Source organism: Cupriavidus sp. 2TAF22 (genome assembly GCF_052115045.1).
GTDB lineage: Bacteria > Pseudomonadota > Gammaproteobacteria > Burkholderiales > Burkholderiaceae > Cupriavidus.
The window spans coordinates 20,820-34,228 of record NZ_JBFRFX010000043.1 but is presented as its reverse complement, the minus strand read 5'-3'; the positions used below and the strand labels follow the sequence as shown (position 1 = coordinate 34,228).

Annotated in this window: 11 protein-coding genes and 1 pseudogene; 4 read left to right on the top strand and 8 right to left on the bottom strand. The window is 60.5% G+C overall.

Going from position 1 to position 13,409, the window contains the following annotated elements:
• Window positions 1–5: 5 nt before the first annotated feature.
• Window positions 6–776 (top strand): enoyl-CoA hydratase/isomerase family protein, encoded by a 771-nt coding sequence (locus AB4Z48_RS33600; protein ID WP_441622060.1) that lies wholly within the window; start codon window positions 6–8, stop codon window positions 774–776.
• Here AB4Z48_RS33600 and AB4Z48_RS33595 read toward each other — a convergent pair.
• The 4 genes and pseudogenes from AB4Z48_RS33595 to AB4Z48_RS33580 form a co-directional block, all read right to left on the bottom strand.
• Complete coding sequence (locus AB4Z48_RS33595; protein WP_441622059.1) at window positions 677–1,183, bottom strand: plasmid pRiA4b ORF-3 family protein; 507 nt, start codon at window positions 1,181–1,183, stop codon at window positions 677–679. The genes AB4Z48_RS33600 and AB4Z48_RS33595 overlap by 100 nt on opposite strands.
• A 67-nt stretch (window positions 1,184–1,250) precedes the next feature.
• Window positions 1,251–1,634, bottom strand: a complete 384-nt coding sequence (locus AB4Z48_RS33590) for an EF-hand domain-containing protein (RefSeq protein ID WP_441622057.1) — start codon at window positions 1,632–1,634, stop codon at window positions 1,251–1,253.
• Between the two features lie 302 nt (window positions 1,635–1,936).
• A complete protein-coding gene (locus tag AB4Z48_RS33585) occupies window positions 1,937–4,138 on the bottom strand; it encodes a M16 family metallopeptidase (RefSeq protein WP_441622055.1) in 2,202 nt (733 codons plus the stop codon).
• A gap of 41 nt (window positions 4,139–4,179) precedes the next feature.
• Window positions 4,180–4,608: pseudogene (locus AB4Z48_RS33580) on the bottom strand (M16 family metallopeptidase); the annotation flags it as partial.
• A gap of 547 nt (window positions 4,609–5,155) precedes the next feature.
• Here AB4Z48_RS33580 and AB4Z48_RS33575 point away from each other — a divergent pair.
• The gene (locus AB4Z48_RS33575) at window positions 5,156–5,728 is read left to right on the top strand and encodes a hypothetical protein (protein ID WP_441622053.1); all 573 of its coding nucleotides are present in this window, start codon (window positions 5,156–5,158) and stop codon (window positions 5,726–5,728) included.
• Between the two features lie 189 nt (window positions 5,729–5,917).
• On the opposite strand, the gene AB4Z48_RS33570 is transcribed toward AB4Z48_RS33575, so the two are convergent.
• The 3 genes from AB4Z48_RS33570 to AB4Z48_RS33560 all read right to left on the bottom strand — a co-directional run bounded on the left by AB4Z48_RS33570 (window position 5,918) and on the right by AB4Z48_RS33560 (window position 10,295).
• Window positions 5,918–7,927 (bottom strand): putative bifunctional diguanylate cyclase/phosphodiesterase, encoded by a 2,010-nt coding sequence (locus tag AB4Z48_RS33570; protein WP_441622051.1) that lies wholly within the window; start codon window positions 7,925–7,927, stop codon window positions 5,918–5,920.
• 6 nt (window positions 7,928–7,933) lie between these two features.
• Window positions 7,934–8,485: a heme NO-binding domain-containing protein gene (locus tag AB4Z48_RS33565; protein WP_441622049.1), complete on the bottom strand. Its 552-nt coding sequence runs from the start codon at window positions 8,483–8,485 to the stop codon at window positions 7,934–7,936.
• Window positions 8,486–9,266: 781 nt separating this feature from the next.
• Window positions 9,267–10,295, bottom strand: coding sequence for an AraC family transcriptional regulator (locus tag AB4Z48_RS33560; protein WP_441622047.1), 1,029 nt, complete (start codon window positions 10,293–10,295; stop codon window positions 9,267–9,269).
• Between the two features lie 126 nt (window positions 10,296–10,421).
• Here AB4Z48_RS33560 and AB4Z48_RS33555 point away from each other — a divergent pair, with 126 nt between their 5' ends.
• Together AB4Z48_RS33555 and AB4Z48_RS33550 are read left to right on the top strand one after the other, a co-directional pair.
• Window positions 10,422–11,333 carry a TauD/TfdA dioxygenase family protein gene (locus AB4Z48_RS33555; RefSeq protein WP_441622045.1) on the top strand — a complete coding sequence of 304 codons (912 nt, stop codon included), beginning with the start codon at window positions 10,422–10,424 and terminating at the stop codon, window positions 11,331–11,333.
• A gap of 9 nt (window positions 11,334–11,342) precedes the next feature.
• Window positions 11,343–11,903, top strand: a complete 561-nt coding sequence (locus tag AB4Z48_RS33550; protein WP_441622043.1) for an RBBP9/YdeN family alpha/beta hydrolase — start codon at window positions 11,343–11,345, stop codon at window positions 11,901–11,903.
• Between the two features lie 320 nt (window positions 11,904–12,223).
• On the opposite strand, the gene AB4Z48_RS33545 is transcribed toward AB4Z48_RS33550, so the two are convergent.
• Window positions 12,224–13,225, bottom strand: coding sequence for a Bug family tripartite tricarboxylate transporter substrate binding protein (locus AB4Z48_RS33545; RefSeq protein ID WP_441622041.1), 1,002 nt, complete (start codon window positions 13,223–13,225; stop codon window positions 12,224–12,226).
• Between the last annotated feature and the right edge of the window lie 184 nt (window positions 13,226–13,409).

The window sequence follows — 13,409 nt, the reverse complement described above, 5'->3', positions numbered from 1 at the left end:
AGACTATGTCCTTGGTTACCTACACTGTCCGCGATCACGTCGCCGAAATCCTCCTCGACAACGCTCCTGTCAATGCCCTCACCGTTCCGATGGTCGACGCGCTGATTCGGGCTTTGGACCGTGCGGCCTCTGACGACGCGGTTCGGGCCGTCATCGTTGCGAGTGCGGTACCGAAACGATTCTGCGCCGGGCTTGATATTGCCGCACTGCAAGGCGCTTCGGCGGACACCGTTCACACGCTCCTGGACAAGCTCTACGTCCAGTTGTCCGAAGCGCAGTATCGTCTGGGCAAGCCGTCTATCGCCGCGGTGAGTGGAGCTGCGCGCGGAGGCGGCATGACCCTGGCTATCTCCTGCGATCTGATTGTGGCTGCCGAGGATGCCAGCTTCGGATACCCCGAAATCGAAGTCGGCATGCTCCCGGCAATCCACTTCACCCATTTGCCGCGCATTGTCGGCCGTCACGTGGCATTCGATCTGCTCTTCACCGGGCGTGCCTTCGGCGCGAACGAAGCGCAGGCGTTGCATCTCGTGAATCGTGTCGTGCCAGCGAACGAGGTACTCGAGGAGGCGCGGTTACTGGCCTCGACCCTAGCTGCCAAGTCGGCATCTGCGATGAACATTGGCAGAGCAGCATTCCATCGGGCCGTCGACAGCGACTACCGTCGTGGTGTTTCCTACGCGGTCGATACGTTCTGTCGCGTTGCAGACACCGACGATGCGCGTGAAGGGATTGCGGCCTTTGTAGAAAAGCGACTGCCTAATTGGGGTTCTTGAAGAGTTCCTGAGAACGGGCCCTGCTGCCCGCCCATCAGAGCGCGCACGATGTCCTGCCTCAGCACGCGCCGCTCGACGCGGATATCGTGCCGCCACCATGCATTGAAGTCGTACACATAGACGAAGGCCTCGTGCTCGCACAGAGCGAATGCGCCCGGCGTCAGCGCGGTTGCCGCCGCGGAAAATTGCAGAGCCCCATCGCGGCTTTCGCCATATCGCCGGCCACGAATGATGAACTGGTGCAGGTGATCGTCTGTCCAGCCCATGGCTGCCTGAATGACCTCGTGGAGCCGAGCCAGCGTGACGCGCTCAGGAATGAGCAAACGCCGCCAGACCGGCGGGCTCAAGCCGCGCAGAGCAATTCGAAGTTGCAGGACGGAGGTCGCCGGCGCAGGATCGGAAGCCATGAATGCAGGTGCCTCATTGTCCTCTCAGCAGCGGTCCGGTCGTCGGCCCCCGCTTTGGCGCGGTCTCCTAGTTGATGATTGGATTTTTCTTCTGCATATCGTCCTTGATCAATTTTGACCAGGCTGCACCCACTTGCCGCTCGGTCACGTAACCGCGTTTCCTGGTATCAAGCTGGTCGAAGCGCTTGTAGACCTCAGGCATGCCAGTGCGTGCTTCTTCACGGGTCAGTTTGCCGTCATGATCAACATCGGCCTCCCTGAAGCGTTCGCTGAACCACTTCTTTCTTTCGGCCGGCGTCATTCCTTTGGGCGGCTGCGGTACTTCGTTGACATCCGTGGTAGCCGACGAAGTCGATGGTGTCGTCTGTTGTGAAGGCTGCGCGATAACGGCACTGTTAGCCAGGGTTATCGACAAGGCCAAGGCAGTTACAAGGAAGTTCAGTCGGACCATTTTTCTCCTCAACTATTGATTTGTGACGGCGTACCGGCAGAGTGAAATTGCTTTGCAGTTCGCAATCGCATTGTTCCAGAGCGCAATTCAGGTAACAGCGGAGTCCTCCTAGGTACCCGCACTAGTATTGGCGAGAACGCGGCCGGCCATTTGACATTATGGGACAACCAGTTGATATATCGGGACATTCCGGGGATACCCCCACAAGAATCCCGCCGCAGGTAAAGAATAGACCGCCACAGCGCCAAGCCGGTAGCTTCTTGCTCAGCGAGGGTGAGGAAGCGCGCTCTGGCGAGGGTATGTTATCTCGATGCCGGCGCGGCTTTCGCCGCTCCGGACCTCAGGTCGCCGGCAAATACGCTGATGACACGCTTCGGCACGATGTATTTGCGGATCGCAGCGTTGACCGAGGCGACTGTGGCCGTGCGCACGTGCTGTTCCTGCTCTGCGGTGAAGTCCATGGTTTGGCCAACGGACAGTTGGTCGGCCAGGTTTTGTGCCAGTACGCTATCCCGCGTTCGCGCAATGGTGCCTTGTTCAAGCAATCCGCTCTTTGCGTCGGCAAGCTCTTCTGCCGTGATTCCGTCCCGCACGAAGCGCGCGAGCTCCTCTTCGGCGGCACGCTTGACGCGCTCCAGGTTGCGCGGCGCAAAGGAAGCCTGCATGGTGAAACTGCCTGCCGTGTCGATCGCGTTGATCTGCAAGGAGCTACCGGCCGAATAGCTGATGCCATCGCTCTGACGGAGCCTTTCGGATAGCCTGCCACGCAGTGACTTGCCACCGTAGATTCGATCGGCGATGGCGAGGTCTGCATAGTCGGCTGAGCTCATGGTCACGGCCATCGGTATGCGGGCCAAGTAGATGGCGCTAGCATTGTTCGTGGTTTTGGCCGTCAATGTCGCAGGAGTGATCGGACGGTAGGGCCGATCGACATGGACATAGGGCTCGGAGGCGCTCCAGTCACCGAACAGCTTCTCGAGTTGGTCTTTCGCGCCGTCTACGTCGAAGTCGCCCACCAGCGCCAACTGCGAGTGGCTGGCGCCGTAGAACCTGTGATGAAAATCACGGATGTCATCCACGCGCGTCGCGTCCACGCCTGCAATGCGCTCACGCTGATCTTGCGTATGGCGCGGATCGCCAGGCGGGTAGGGATTGTCGTGTCGGTCCATCGTGACAGACGCCAGCATGCCCGGGGCATTGCCGACGCGCTCGATCTCGGCGATGCTGGAGCGCTTGATGTCGTCAAAATCGGTGGTGTCCAGAGCGGGCTTACGCAGGATATCGTGCAACACCGGAAGGAAGTCTGCGAGCTGGTCTCTGTGCGTTTCGAATCGAATCGTCACGCGATCCGCTTGCGCAGTGATGTTGACGGTGGACTTGAGCCTGGCGAGCAAGTCCGCGAGCTGCTCGCGGTCGCGGCCGCCCGCACCGTGGGTCAACGCGGCGGCAGTCAGCTCGGCGACAGGAGCCCTCCCCTTAAGACTGTCGATCGTACCCATGTTCAGAATTAACATTCCGGTGACAATGTCACCGCGAGTTGGGCGACTCAACATTGCCAATTTCATTCCGTTGGAGAACGTGAACCGTTGCGTATGCGCCTCGATGTTCTCCGGGGCGGGATCGAATTGCGGTGGCGGCGCGGCCACGGGCTTGCCGCGATAGCCATCAAGCAGGTGCGCAAGATCTGTAGGCGGCGGCATCTCGACGCGTTGTGGTTGCTCGCCCGGAATCAGCCTGCCTTCCGTGCGGTTTGCACGTCGCAGATACCGCATGGCCACACGCTGCAGGTCCTCGACGCTAGCATTCTCCACGCGATCGCGAAGAAGGAACCACAGACGCCAATCCCCCCATGCAATCGCTTCGGACAACTGCATAACCAGCGCGTCGGGGTTCCTGAACACCCTGTCAATCGCATTGCGCGCATCGACGCGCACGCGCTCGAGCTCGACGGTAGTCACCGGACGCTCTGCGAGACCTTCGACCTGCTCCAGCAAGGCCTCGTTGGCCAACTCCAGCGATTTCCCCTTAGAGACTTCAACAAGGAAGAGAACCGTGCCGGGGTCACGCATGGCGCCGATCTCCGCCGATACGCTGGAGGCCTTCCTGGCATCGACCAGACTCTTGTTCAGACGCCCACCCGAGGGGCCACTCAGCACCTGGAGCAGCAGCCACATCGGCACAGCGTCGGGATGCGCGGCTTGCGGAACGTGATACATCGCGCCGATGATTCGGGTGTCGTCTGCCCGGAGCAGCGTCACGAGACGCTCACCTTCCTGCGCGGGCTCGGCGGTGACAGCGGCCATGAGTGTGCGCTCGGGACGGGGAATCGGACCGAAATGGCGGGCGATGGTAGCCAGCACCCATGCCGGATCGAACGTGCCGCCAACCACCAGCACGGCATTGTCGGGCTGGTAGTAGCGCTTGTAAAACGCGCGTAGCAGCGGAATTGAAGCGTTCTCCAGATCATGTCGCGTGCCGATAGTAGCTCTGCCATAGGATGCCATTGGTAGGCAGTGGCATTCAAGGCCAGAAGCAATACCCTCTGCGGCTGAGTTTGTCCGATCTCCATCTCATTCAAGACCACGGGCATTTCGCTGCGCAGGTCGACCGCCTCGAGTCGGCTGTTGACCATCCGGTCCGCTTCCATGCGCAGTATCCAATCCAGGTTGTCCTCACTGAACGGAAAGGTGGCGAAGTAGTTGGTGCGGTCGACGGTAGTCGTGCCGTTGGCGCTCATGCCACGGCGTGCAAACTCTTCCCGCAGAGAAGCGGCCGTCAGGGTGTCCGTCCCTTTGAACATCATGTGCTCGAGCAGATGAGCCATGCCCGCTTCCGCTCGCCCTTCGTCCCGGCTGCCGACTAGGTAAGTGATGTTCACAGTTGTGCGGGGGACAGAGTCGTCCGGTGCCAGCAGGACACGTAGTCCGTTGGGCAGTCGATACTCGGTGATACCTTCAACGGAGGTGACCCGCATGAAATCCGCACTGCCGGGCTCCTGTCCTATGGTGTCGGCGGTAGCAGCCAATTCCTGCGCGCGAGCCGCCTTGGGAGAATCCGCAAGCGCTTTAGCCGTGCCCAATGCGATGAGGCCGGTAAGCAGCACAGTGAACATCGGATTCATCGTGGCTCTCCGTCCTCATGCAATTAGAAACTGAGAGGCATTTCGTCGGCCTCACTAAAGGAAAAGAAGGACAGGAATGCAAAGGGACAATGCAGCCGCTCATCGATGCTGCGCTGACCGGCGTCTGCCGTCGGCGCTGTTGTCGGGCTTATTCGCGGTCTTACCCTACCTCTGCCCCTCCCCGTCTGTACCCTCCAGTCCTTGTCGTTCATCTCGGTAGCGATCTGCTTCATCGGTGTCGGACCGGGTCACCATCATGCGGCATCTTTCGCTTGATTACCCTCAAGCGGCTTCGTTCGCATCACCCGATCGCGCAAGGTTTAGGCGAGCATATCCCCGGTTATCCGACTTGCGGGGATGCCGTGATGAATTCTTTCGACTAACGAGTTAAGGAAGTTCGATGTCTTCGGAGGAGCGCCCCGCGGCCGCATTGGGACGATCGATGCGGGGCGCATGGAATGCCGGCGCTCGCCTCGTGCTGTACCGCAGCGCCTACGAAACGGAGACGGTAGTTCCGGAAGGCGTGGAGAATCAACCCTCCTCGTCCGTAGCGCGGGCGATTGCGACACGCGCAGCGGCCACCGTAGGGACGGCGTGGATGAGCGAGATCATGGTGGGTGCGCTTGCCCCCATGATGCGCGACTACGCCCTCAGCGACATATTCGTCGGTGTTTTCGTGGTGGCGATCCTGGCAAATGCCGCCGAGCATGCATCGGCCATTACCGCAGCCATGAGAAATCGCGTCGACCTCTCGTTCTCCATTGCGGTCGGCTCGAGCGTCCAGGTGGCACTATTCGTCGCACCGGTGCTGGTACTCGCGAGCCTAAGAAGGAGGGTTGGCCGGGATACGCCCGTATGCTCTGCAGAGCACAAGGGCGTATCTTGGACGCAGGCCCTCTTGGGGGCGCGCCCAAGTTACTTGCCGGTCTTCCTATGGCTGTGGGAAGAATCTGGGCTCCGGAGAAGACTGTGAAAGGGTTACGGCCACCGTCGACTGCTGCAGCGCACGAAAGCGCAAACCTTGTGGCCGCGGCGGTGAGGCACTTGCCGAGAAGTTGGGCCGCATCTCAAAAATGCCGCATCGAAATCCAAAGGCCAAAAAATGGAACTGTCACTCTCCTGTGGAGGCAAGCCCGCCGCCTCGAGTCTACTTGCCGCGCGCTCAATTGGCCGCGGAAGAATCACACGCGTCAATATCGAGCGTTGCCTCAGTATTCTGTGGCACTTGCGCCTCCAGCAGCGCAGAAAGGGCGACCGATTCCAGGGGCTTGGAGAAAAAATAGCCTTGCCCGAAATCGCAGCCCAGCGACTTGAGGTGCGTCACGTGCCTTTGCGTTTCGGTACCCTCGGCGACCACCTCGATGCCGAGGTTGCGGGCCAGACTCATGATGGTCTGCACAACTTGCAAGCCTTCATGGCCACGGTCGAGTTGAGCCACAAAGGACCGGTCAATCTTCAAAATATCCAGCGGGAAGCGGTGCAGGTAGCTGAGGGAGGAGTAACCCGTGCCGAAATCGTCGATGCTGATACGCACCCCTAGTTCACGAAGTTGCGTGAGCACGGCGACGGTCCGTTCCGAATCCACCATGGTAATGCTCTCCGTAATCTCCAGCCTGACCGTGCGTGGATTGATGCCGGTGTCCGATAACACTCTGCCCACATGCTGAACAAAGTCGTGCTGGGCAAACTGGCGCGCGGAGACATTGACGCTGACCGTCAGTGCGGGTGTACGGGGATACTCCTTGTGCCAGTGGGCCATCGTTTTGCAAGCCTCGCGCAGCACCCACATGCCGAGGAACAGAATCAGGCCGGTATCTTCTGCCACCTGGATGAAGTCGGCAGGATAGACCAGCTCCGTTTCCGACTTGCGCCAGCGCACCAACGCTTCCACACCGACAATTTCCTCATTGTCCAAGGTGACGACGGGCTGGTAGTGCAGGACAAACTCGTTATTCTGCAGGGCACGCCGCAGGCTGGTTTCCAGTGCGAGGCGACTCACGGCATGCTCGTGCATGGTGTGGTCGTAGACTTCGTAGCGGCTCTTGCCCAGCGTTTTGGCCCGATACATCGCCAGGTCCGCATGCCGAAGAATTTCCTCGGCCGATTCGTAGCCCAAGGAACTGATGGCGATGCCGATGCTGGCGCTCGCGTAGAGCTCCTCGCCTTCTATCTGGAAAGGCGCTTCGAAGGCCCGCATCAATCGTTCGGTCATGCGTACCGCGTCATTCACGTCGGCCACGCTGTCCAGCAGAATCGTGAATTCATCGCCCCCCATCCGAGCCAGCGTATCGCTTTCACGCAGACATCTTGCCATGCGACCCGCTACCTGGATGATGAGGGTGTCGCCGGCCAGATGACCGAGGCTGTCGTTGACCAGCTTGAAACGGTCCAAGTCGACAAAGAGCACTGCGAATGTAACTTCTCGATGGCGAATACCGCGAGCAACGGCACGGGCAAGTCGGTCAGCAAACAATGCACGGTTAGGCAGGCCGGTAAGCGCGTCGTGGAAGGCATCGTGAATCAATTGGTCTTCAGCACGTTTGCGCTCGACCACTCGGCCCAGTTGGGTACCAACTTGCGCCATCAGGTGCAGCAGCCTTTCGTTCGGTTCCAGCACGCGGTCGGCAAAGAACTCAAGGACCGCAGTCACTTCGCTGCCCAGCAGCACCGGGAAGGCAGCGGAGGCCCGCAACCCGACCCGCTCAGCCACGCCGGCGCGGGAGAAATAGGGGTCCCGGGCAATGTCCATGACCCATGCAGGCGTTGCGCTGGCAAGTACGCGACCAGGCAAGCCAACGCCGGTCCGAAAGTCCACGGCCTCGGTGGCTTGGTAGAAATCATGAAAGCGCTCGCCCTCGACGCCATGCCAGATGGACGTCGAGAGCAGGCGTGGCTCGCCCCCGGTGCCATCCACAAGGTACGCGTGCCCAATCTGCCAGCCGGTGAACTGGCAAACCGTACGTACGGCAAACTGAAGCGCATCGGCGACGGATATCGCCTGATTGGCCGCGTCTGCGACAGCCTCCAACAACTGCAATTGCTGTTGTTTTTCATAGAGCTCGCGAAGCCCTTTCTCAGCGATGATTTCCGCCTCGATGCGCGCCTTGCGCTCACGCTGGAGCCGCCGGCGCAGTTTTTCGGTCTCCACCTCAAACTGCTGAACGCTGTTCATGGTAACTTAGCTCGCCTTCTTGCCAAGGAAGCTAATCCGACACTGACAGCTCTGGTCACCTTGATGCATGCATTGGAGGTGGTCAAAACTCAGCGCTTCCCCAAAGTGGTCGGCCGCGCCTTCGACAAAACCTTGTGCCAGTGCGCACAGACGCCGCGCGGAACGGTAGGTCATCAGCAGCGACCCGTCCGGTTCGTCGCGGAAGCCGAAGGTCGGGACGTCCGCACCCGGGTAGACCTTGCGGACTTCGGGGTGAATTATGGAATTGACACTGAGCACGAACGGGCGAGTCGTGGTGTGGGCGCTAAAGTAGGTAGGATAGCGGCTGGCAAGCAAAGGCATCGCCTCGCGTCCGAACCAGCGCAGGGTGGCAAACGGGGTCATGTCCAACGTCTGTGCAGCGACGCCGACGAGTTTGTAGATATCGTCATCGGGATAGCTGCCAAGGGAAGTGTAAGCGCCGTCTAGGTCCGCGCCTTCCAGCAGGGAATCCCACGCGTCCTCGCCATGGTGCCGGATGACCACGTCTTCCAGCAAATTGAAAACTATCCCCTTCATCCCTGCTCCCCGTTCCCGTTGCAATGTCGCTCCTATTGGCGACAGCTTGTTTGGTGCTCGCTGCGAGGTCGTCGCAGCTACACAAAATTGTGTGAGATTAACAGAGCAGGCTGTGGTTACGCCACTCAAGGTTGTTCCGTCTCGCGGTTAGCCTACGCCGCGAGCCATTAGGCTTTAGTGGCGACTAAACTCCCTGCCCGGCGGCGAACGCTCGCCGCAAGGCTGGTCAACTAGTGGGTATCTACCGGTGGCTGCGCCGGTGTTCTTTGTGCAATATCCGCGACGGCTACCTCCGCCAAGCCACGCCGCGTGCCTGGATGTGACAATCCTGGGTGGAATAGGCTTCGTCGACTTCCTTAAACCACACGCCTGTGCAACGGCATTAGCCGGCCATGAAGCGTCGTAAGTCAGCTCGACCACGCAGTCATTTGAACGTYGGGTCCAGCCACACTAATGGACTTTCGTAGCGCCAGGCGGACGTCTGCCAGCAGCACGAACGGCCGCGCCATCGGGAACGGTCGCGGGCTCTAGAGACTCTGCCAACCCGCGCTGATGTCTCCCGGCGGGACAGCCGCTGCCTCGCGGGACCATACTTGCGAGCAGATATCGCGGTCTTCGCTGGCAACCTGCAGATAGAGAGGATGAGTGGAGAGCAGGTTGCTCGAACGCCAATTCGCCACGCGTCGCGCGGCTGGCGAGACGGAAGACCTGCGGAATCCGGCAAAGAGAGCGTCCGTACATGACAGGGCCTGACGCGGCTTACGCTCTGCCAGGGCTATGCTCAGGTCGGTGCCGCCTGCCGGCGCAATGTGCCGCGTGCTGCCCTGCTCTCCTTCGGGCTGCAGCCAAATTGCACGTGATACCAGCGCGAGAATCCGCTCGGCGCGGAAAAACCGAGCAGGGTCGCGACCTCCGTCAACGGACGATCGCTCTCGTTGACATGGCGTATGGCGAGCTCCGTACGGATGTCGTTCACGATCGACGAGAAGCTTTGCCCATGCTCCGCCAGCCGGCGCTGGACCGTTCGGCACACCACGCCCAGATGCTCAGCCACTTGTTCGATGCTGCAGCGCCCGCTGGGCAACAGCAGCAGGATCATGCGCCGCACGTCCTCAGGCATTGTCGCCTGCTGCGCCATGGAGGACGCGTCTATCAACTGCTGCGCGTAGCGCCCCATGGCCGGATCCGCGGACGGGTTGGGTGCATCGAGGTCGGCCTTCGCGCAGATAATGCAGTTGAAGTCATAGTCGAATTCGACGCAAGGGCCAAAAAACCGTCGGTGCGTACTCAGATCGCGCGGCGCCGGGTGCTCAAAGCATACGCGCCGCGGCTCCCAGTCGGGCTTGTGGAGTTGACGTATCAAACGCACCATGACCCCTAGCGCCAGTTCAACCCTTTGACGCGTGGGTTGATGTGCTTTGCCAGCCATTACCACCTCGCGAATAATGACCAGTTCATCGCACTCCTCGACCGCCAGCGACAACGCACTGTTGAGCGACGCTTGATAACGCATCAGCATGCGAAGCGAGTCGCGCAGCGTCGCCTGATCGCGGATCAGCAATCCTACCGGCCCAAGATTGGACAAAAGGCGCGACTCGGCCATGCACAGTCCGAAACTCTCATTGCCTGACATGGTTGCGGACGCCTGAAGCAGCCTTCCGACACACTCGACTGGAATCATGATGTCCGGCTCGCACAGTACGCTCGGACTCAAGCCCGCGTCAAAGAGCATCCGCACCGGATCCAGTCCGGAGGCTCGAGCGACCTCGCTGTAGTTGGTGAGGGCCGCAGCGCGGACAAGTGACGCCATTGGAGAACTTAGGAGGACATTGACATGGAATGATAAATCCCTGTCATGTACTGTCAAGCGGGAGATACCCGCGACATCCAAACTCGCAAGGATCGATCGGCCTAACCGACAAGCGGAGACACGTTCATGATTCAACACCTCAAGGCGGCACCCGCAGTGGTCCGCGCAACCTCGCTGGGCAACTCGATCCGGGTCGAGCCAATCACATGCACGATCGGTGCGGAGCTCAGCAACGTCAACCTTGGCGCGGCTGCCGAGGACGACCAACAGATGGCGGAAATTCGGGCGCTGCTCCTAAAGCATCGCGTAGTGTTCTTCCGCGACCAGGACATGACGCGCGCGCAGCACGTAGCCTTTGCGCGCCGCTTCGGTGAGCTGGAGGACCACCCGGTGGTAGGCAGCCATCCCGATTACCCAGGACTGGTTCAGATCTACAAGACCCCGGACAGCCCCCCCGAACGCAACGAGAATTCCTGGCATACCGATGCCACTTGGCGCGAAAAGCCTCCGATGGGCTGCGTGCTGCGCTGCGTCGAATGTCCGCCTGTGGGCGGCGACACGATGTGGGTCAACATGGTCGAGGCTTACAACCAGTTGCCCGAGGAGATCAAGACGAAGATCGCCACATTGCGCGCGCGCCACAGCATCGAGGCGAGCTTCGGTGCCGCGATGCCGATCGAAAAGCGTCTCGCACTGAAGGCTCAGTACCCGGACGCCGAGCACCCGGTTGTGCGCACCCATCCCGAAACCGGAGAGAAATTGCTGTTTGTCAATGGAAGCTTTACGACGCACTTCACAAATTTCAATGTGCCGGCCAACGTGCGCTTCGGGCTGGACAAGGCGCCGGGTGCCGGCAATTTGCTTAGCTACCTGGTCAGCCAGGCCAACATCCCCGAATACCAAGTGCGTTTTCGTTGGAAGAAGAACAGCGTTGCGTTCTGGGACAACCGTTCAACCCAGCACTACGCAGTGATGGATTATCCACCGTGCCACCGAAAGATGGAGCGTACCGCCATCATCGGTGACGCGCCTTACTGAAAGATCGACATGACCTCTACGGCACCGACCGTTCTCATCGTCCCTGGCCTGCGTGACCATGTTGCGGAACACTGGYAGACCCTGCTGGCGGCGGCGCTGCCTCGCGTCGTCAGCGTCGCCCCGCTTGAGCAAGACAAGCTGAGTTGCGCTGCCCGCGTCGACGCGATCGATCGCGCTTTGGCCACCGTCGAGGGGCCGGTGATCATCGTGGCGCACAGCGCAGGCGCGATGATGGTCGCCCATTGGGCAGCCCGAGGCGCCACACGTGAGATTCTCGGCGCCCTCCTTGCGGCACCCGCCGACCTCGAGACGTCCATGCCGGCCGGCTATCCGACGCTCAACACGCTGGGCGACCATGGCTGGCTGCCGATCCCTCGCTGCGCTTTGCCGTTTCCGAGCATTGTTGCGGCAAGCAGCAACGATCCTCTGACTCGTCTCGACCGCGCCCGCGGCCTGGCGCAGGCGTGGGGCAGCCGCTTCGTCGAACTCGGCGAAGTCGGGCATCTGAATCCCGCTTCAGGCTATGGCGAGTGGCCGCAAGCCAATGAGTTCATTCGCGAACTCTCGTGACCGAACCCACCGCGGCGTGCTGCAGGCCGAGAAAAAAAGGGAGCGGGCCTGCGGGACTTGAAGACGGCAGCGCCCGCTAAGGACGACCAGCCAGACTCGACGGCCACGATCCGTATGCTCACCTGCCGTAGCATCCAGTGCAGGGCGGGCGGCCGGCTTTCCGCCAGACGTCCGCATGCGGCGAGAGCCCGCCCTATCCCCCAGCCCCTCCCCCAGCGATGGGACATCGCCGGATCGACGATGCCGCATGCACACTGGCTCAATGATTGCGCAAAGCCCATTCGGACTGCAATGGCGAGTTTGCGCCGAATAATCTCTTATTAGTCTGGCTGGTAGTTAATGGACTTCAGCAGCGTGGACTGTTGCAGGTATGCCTGCTTCAGGTCCGCCATCAACTCCTCGGACGTAGCGGCGCTCCCCTGCTCCATCCCCATGTCCTTGACGTGGTTCTGCACTGCGGGTTGCCTGAAATACGCCAGTGTTATCTCGCGGATTTTCTCCTGGACTGCCGGTACGACATCCGGGCGGGACCACACTGCGAACCACCCTGCTTGCGCCAGTTGCGGGTAACCGAGCTCCTTGAAAGTAGGCACATCCGGCAATTCAGCGATCCGGGTCGGATAGTTCAACGCAATCGCCTTGATCTTTCCCGCTTTGATCAGCGGCAAAGAGGTAGTCACCCCATCGAACATCAGGGGCACGTGGCCACCCATCAGGTCGTTCAACGCCGGAGGAGAGCCTTTGTAGCCCACATGCCGCATTGGCACATGCGTGAGTTGCCCGAGCAGTATGCCCGACGTGTGGCCCTTCAATCCCGTAGCATAGGAAGCGAAAACGAGGCCGTCCTTTTGCGACCTGCCATAGTCCACCAGCTGCTTCAGGTTGGAGACGGGCACATCCTTGTTGGCTACCAGCACCAGCCCCGTGCGACTGATCTGGGCCAGGGGCTTCAGGTCCGTAAAGGGCTTGTAATGAACCTTGTAGGCCAACGGCGCTTCGCTCACGACACCGCCCTGGATAACCAGGAAGGTATAGCCATCCTTGCCGTTGGACTGCAAATCGCCGATCGCCAGTGCACCGGCGGCACCCGCCTTGTTTTCTACGATGACGGGCTTACTCAACTTTTGCTGCAGGCCTTGCGCCAGCAGCCGAGCCAACGCGTCGGCACTGCCGCCGGCAGGCCCCGCCACCACCAGACGGATCGGCTTGCTGGGCCAAGCCTCCTGGGCTTGGGCCACGGACACGCCCCCGGCGACACCAACACCAACACCAATTACCAAGGCGCAACCGCGCCATCCTGAGTGATTGATCTGCTTCTTCATGTCTATCCCTTTTGATTGCGATGCTTTACGTGTTTAGAAAGGCTTGTTCGTCTATTCTCGAATCGCATCGGGTCAACCAGCTTGCCCGTTCGCGACAAGTTATTACCAACTCGCGCAAGCAAAGGGAAAACCCTGCTCAGATATCCAGAGCGTGCAGGTTGGCCCCGACCTCGGCTCCCCTGCG

Excerpts from the sequence above, each read along its gene's own strand:
- AB4Z48_RS33600 (WP_441622060.1), top strand. The coding sequence starts at position 6 with ATGTCCTTGGTTACCTACACTGTCCGCGATCACGTCGCCGAAATCCTC.
- AB4Z48_RS33595 (WP_441622059.1), bottom strand. The coding sequence starts at position 1,183 with ATGGCTTCCGATCCTGCGCCGGCGACCTCCGTCCTGCAACTTCGAATT.
- AB4Z48_RS33590 (WP_441622057.1), bottom strand. The coding sequence starts at position 1,634 with ATGGTCCGACTGAACTTCCTTGTAACTGCCTTGGCCTTGTCGATAACC.
- AB4Z48_RS33585 (WP_441622055.1), bottom strand. The coding sequence starts at position 4,138 with ATGGCATCCTATGGCAGAGCTACTATCGGCACGCGACATGATCTGGAG.
- AB4Z48_RS33575 (WP_441622053.1), top strand. The coding sequence starts at position 5,156 with ATGTCTTCGGAGGAGCGCCCCGCGGCCGCATTGGGACGATCGATGCGG.
- AB4Z48_RS33570 (WP_441622051.1), bottom strand. The coding sequence starts at position 7,927 with ATGAACAGCGTTCAGCAGTTTGAGGTGGAGACCGAAAAACTGCGCCGG.
- AB4Z48_RS33565 (WP_441622049.1), bottom strand. The coding sequence starts at position 8,485 with ATGAAGGGGATAGTTTTCAATTTGCTGGAAGACGTGGTCATCCGGCAC.
- AB4Z48_RS33560 (WP_441622047.1), bottom strand. The coding sequence starts at position 10,295 with ATGGCGTCACTTGTCCGCGCTGCGGCCCTCACCAACTACAGCGAGGTC.
- AB4Z48_RS33555 (WP_441622045.1), top strand. The coding sequence starts at position 10,422 with ATGATTCAACACCTCAAGGCGGCACCCGCAGTGGTCCGCGCAACCTCG.
- AB4Z48_RS33545 (WP_441622041.1), bottom strand. The coding sequence starts at position 13,225 with ATGAAGAAGCAGATCAATCACTCAGGATGGCGCGGTTGCGCCTTGGTA.